We start from the raw sequence: 4,425 nt of genomic DNA on the forward strand, positions 1-4,425 counted from the left end.
CGCCCTCCCGGGGGCGGGGCCCGAGCCGGTTCCGCAGCATCTCCTCGTGGACGTCCCGGCGCCAGGGCAGCCCCTCCTGCAGCATCTCCGCCGCGACCAGCGCACCCTGGGACTCCGCGGCCAGCAGCAGCATCAGGCGCTGCGGATGCCGGGCGCCGGCGACGGCGGCCAGCTGGGTGGCCAGTTCCCGCGCCAGCTCGGTGGCCCCGGGGCTGCCGTCCTGTCCGGCACCCGCGGCCGGCAGGTCGAAGAACGCCTCCTGGTCCGGCGGCCCCGGCCGCGGCGCCTCCCCGTAGGGCTCCGGGTCCCGGACGGGCACGACGGCGGCGGGGGAGTACCGCACGCCGGTCGCCTCGAGCGTGGCCGCACCGAGGAGGATGCGCTGGGCGAGGCCGAGGTCCCAGCACCGGCCGAGCTCGATGCCGGTCCTCAGGAGCGGCGGGTACCCGGTGGCCACGGAGGCGAACACCCAGCGGATGGACGCGGGGTCCGTCCCGAGGCGCTCCGGCAGGGCACGGACGAGGCCGGGCAGCTGGTCCGGGCCGGCCGTGGGTCCCGGCGCGATCCGGTCACCGTCGACCAGGACCGCCTCCCATGATCCCGGGGTGCCGGAGCCGCCGCGTGCCGGCACGGGAGCGGACCGGGCGGACGACCCGGCAGGCGGCGCCGACGACCCGGCGGACGGGCCCGCTGAGGCCGCGGCGGCCGGACCGAGGACGATGTGCATGCCCCCAGTCAACCGGACGCCGCGACCGCGCCGGTACTTTCGCCCTGCCCCCGGCTGGGATAGGTTGGTCCCATGGCACGGTTCAGCTTCCTGGAATGGCCGGTCATCCGGCAGTTCCGCACGGACGACTCCTCCGGTCGAAGCTCTGCCGTGACCTCTCCGACCACGCGTTCCATCGTCCCGCGCACCACCACCGCGGACCGCTCCGTGCAGAGCGTGTGCCCGTACTGCGCGGTGGGTTGCGGGCAGAAGGTCTTCGTCACGGACGAGAGGGTCGTGCAGATCGAGGGGGACCCGGACTCACCGATCTCCCGCGGTCGGCTGTGCCCCAAGGGGTCGGCGAGCGAACAGCTCGTCAACGCCTCCAACCGCCAGACGAAGGTCCTCTACCGGGCGCCGCGGGCCACCGAGTGGCAGGAGATGGACCTCGAGACCGCCACCGAGATGGTGGTGGACCGGTTCCTGGAGTCCCGCCGCAACGGCTGGCAGGACCTGGACGAGCAGGGCCGCCGGCTGGCCCGCACCATGGGGATCGCCTCCCTGGGCGGGGCCACGCTGGACAATGAGGAGAACTACCTCATCAAGAAGCTGTTCACGGCGGCCGGCGCGATCCAGATCGAGAACCAGGCCCGTATTTGACACTCCGCCACGGTTCCCGGTCTGGGGACCTCCTTCGGGCGCGGCGGCGCCACCCAATCGCTGCAGGACATGGCCAACGCTGACTGCATTGTCATCCAGGGCTCGAACATGGCCGAGGCCCACCCCGTGGGCTTCCAGTGGGTGACCGAGGCCAAGGCGCGCGGTGCCAAGGTCTTCCACGTGGACCCGCGCTTCTCGCGCACCTCGGCGGTGGCGGACAGGCACGTGCCGATCCGTGCCGGTTCGGACATCGTGCTGCTGGGCGCGTTGATCAACTACGTCCTGACCCACGAGAAGTGGTTCAGGGAATACGTGGTGGCCTATACGAACGCCGCGACGATCGTGAACGAGGACTTCCGGGACGCCGAGGACCTGGACGGGCTGTTCTCCGGGTACGACGAGGAGTCCGGCGGCTACGACATGGAGTCCTGGGCCTACGAACCGGAGCCCGGCAGCGGTTCCGGGGGAGCCGGCGTCGGGGACGGGACCGCGGGGGACAGCGCCCGGGAGGACGGGGCGGAGGCCTCCACGGAGGCGGCCGGCCAGCAGTACGGTTCCGGTGGCCCGGACATCGAGACGCACGTGCCGCGCCGGGACGAGACGCTGCAGCACCCGCGCACCGTCTTCCAGATCCTGAAGCGCCACTACGCGCGCTACACCCCGGAGATGGTGCGGGACGCCTGCGGGATCTCGGTGGCGGACTTCGAGGAGCTGGCCCGGACGATCACCGAGAACTCCGGCCGCGAGCGCACCACCTGCTTCGCCTACGCCGTGGGCTGGACGCAGCACACGGTCGGCGCCCAGTACATCCGCACGGCCACCATCCTGCAGTTGCTGCTGGGCAACATGGGACGCCCGGGCGGGGGCATCATGGCCCTGCGCGGCCACGCGTCCATCCAGGGCTGCACGGACATCCCCACCCTGTTCAACCTGCTGCCCGGGTACCTGCCGATGCCCACCGTGGAGAAGCAGGACCTGGGCACCTACATAGAGTCGATTGCCTCCAAGACGCAGAAGGGCTACTGGGCCGAGGCCGACGCCTACACCGTCAGCCTGCTCAAGGCCTGGTGGGGGGACGCCGCCCACGCGGGCAACGACTACGCCTACGACTACATCCCCCGCCTCACCGGTCCCCACGGCACCTACCAGACCGTGGAGGGGATGATCGCCGGGGACGTCGAGGGCTACTTCCTGCTCGGGCAGAACCCGGCGGTCGGCTCCGCCAACGGCCGCATGCAGCGGATGGGCATGTCCCACCTGAAGTGGCTCGTGGTCCGGGACTTCCAGCTCATCGAGTCCGCCACCTGGTGGAAGGACGGTCCGGAGATCGCCACCGGCGAGCTGCGCACCGAGGATATCGAGACCGAGGTGTTCTTCTTCCCGGCGGCCAACCACGTGGAGAAGGCCGGCACCTTCACGCAGACCCAGCGGCTGCTGCAGTGGCGCCACCAGGCCGTGGCCCCGCCGGGTGACGCCCAGTCCGAGCTGCAGTTCTTCCACGAGATCGGCAAGCGGATCCGGGCCCGGCTGGCGGACTCCACCGACCCCCGTGACCGCCCGCTGCTGGACCTGACGTGGGACTACCCGGAGGACGAACACGGGGAGCCCGACGGTGAGGCCATCCTGCAGGAGATCAACGGCCATCAGCTCACCGGGCCCGATGCCGGCACGCTGCTCTCCAGCTACACCCAGATGAGGGCGGACGGTTCCACGGCCGGTGGTTGCTGGATCTACACCGGCGTCTTCGCGGACGGGATCAACCACGCCGCCGACCGCACTCCGGGCGGTGGCGACGGTCCCCAGACCGAGGAATGGGGCTGGGCCTGGCCGTCGAACCGGCGGATCCTGTACAACCGGGCTTCGGCGGACCCGCAGGGCCGGCCCTGGAGCGAGCGCAAGAAGCTCGTCTGGTGGGACGAGGACCAGGGCAAGTGGGTGGGCAACGACATCCCGGACTTCCCGGTGGACCGTGCGCCCGGCAGCACCCCGGACCCCTCACTGGGCGGTGCGGCCGCGCTGGCCGGGGACGACCCGTTCATCATGCAGGCCGATGGCAAGGGCTGGCTCTTCGCCCCCAAGGGGATGGTGGACGGTCCGCTGCCGACCCACTACGAGCCGCAGGAGTCCCCGGTGCGCAACCCGCTGTACCGGCAGCAGCACAACCCCACCCGGGTCACCCTGCCCCGCAAGGACAACCTCAGCGCGCCCGAACCGGGCGCCCCGGGATCGGACGTGTACCCCTTCGTGTTCACCACCTACCGGTTGACCGAGCACCACACCGCGGGCGGGATGAGCCGGTGGCTGCCGTACCTGGCCGAGCTGCAGCCCGAGATGTTCTGCGAGGTCTCCCCGGAACTGGCCGCCGAGCGCGGGCTGGAACCCTACGGGTGGGCCACGCTGATCTCCCCGCGGGCGGCGATCGAGGCGAAGGTCCTGGTGACCGAGCGGATGAGGCCGCTGCGGGTGGGCGGACAGACGGTCCACCAGATCGGACTGCCCTACCACTGGGGCGTCGGCAACGACGCGGTCGTCTCGGGTGACTCCGCCAATGACCTGCTGGGCATCACCCTGGACCCGAACGTGCTGATCCAGGGCTCCAAGGTCGGCGCCGTGGACATCCGGCCGGGACGGCGTCCCCAGGGCAGGCAGCTGTTGCGGCTGGTGGAGGACTACCAGCGCAGGGCGCACCTGACCGTGGAGTCCGGCAACGAAGGTGTCACCGGCAGCCACGAGGAGGCCGGCGCCGAGGAGGCCACCGACCGGTCCGAGCGGCTGGACCACGAATCGACGGACCAGCCAGGAGCCGAGGAGTAGATGCAGCGACTGACCGCACCGGACGCCGCCGCCGTGGGGGACAACCCCACGGCGGACGCCCACTACGAACACCCCCACGCCCGTAAGGGCTTCTTCACGGACACCTCGATCTGCATCGGCTGCAAGGCCTGCGAGGTGGCCTGCAAGGAGTGGAACCGCAACCCGGCGGACTCGGACTACGAGCTGTCCAACTCGTCCTTCGACAACTCCGAGGGCCTCAGCGCGGACACCTGGCGCCACGTCGC

General features: G+C 71.2%; 1 protein-coding gene and 2 pseudogenes. 2 read left to right on the forward strand and 1 reads right to left on the reverse strand.

Annotated elements, in window-relative coordinates:
* Positions 1–727: pseudogene (locus PLJ28_RS15020) on the reverse strand (bifunctional 3'-5' exonuclease/DNA polymerase); the annotation flags it as partial.
* A 72-nt stretch (positions 728–799) separates the two neighbouring features.
* On the opposite strand from PLJ28_RS15020, the gene fdh reads away from it, so the two are divergent.
* Together fdh and PLJ28_RS15030 are read left to right on the forward strand one after the other, a co-directional pair.
* On the forward strand, positions 800–4,180 hold the full coding sequence (gene fdh, locus PLJ28_RS15025; RefSeq protein ID WP_324590355.1) for a formate dehydrogenase: 3,381 nt from the start codon (positions 800–802) through the stop codon (positions 4,178–4,180).
* Positions 4,181–4,425: pseudogene (locus tag PLJ28_RS15030) on the forward strand (4Fe-4S dicluster domain-containing protein); the annotation flags it as partial. It abuts the gene before it with no gap.

It is taken from the genome of Citricoccus sp., assembly GCF_035445025.1.
GTDB lineage: Bacteria > Actinomycetota > Actinomycetes > Actinomycetales > Micrococcaceae > Citricoccus.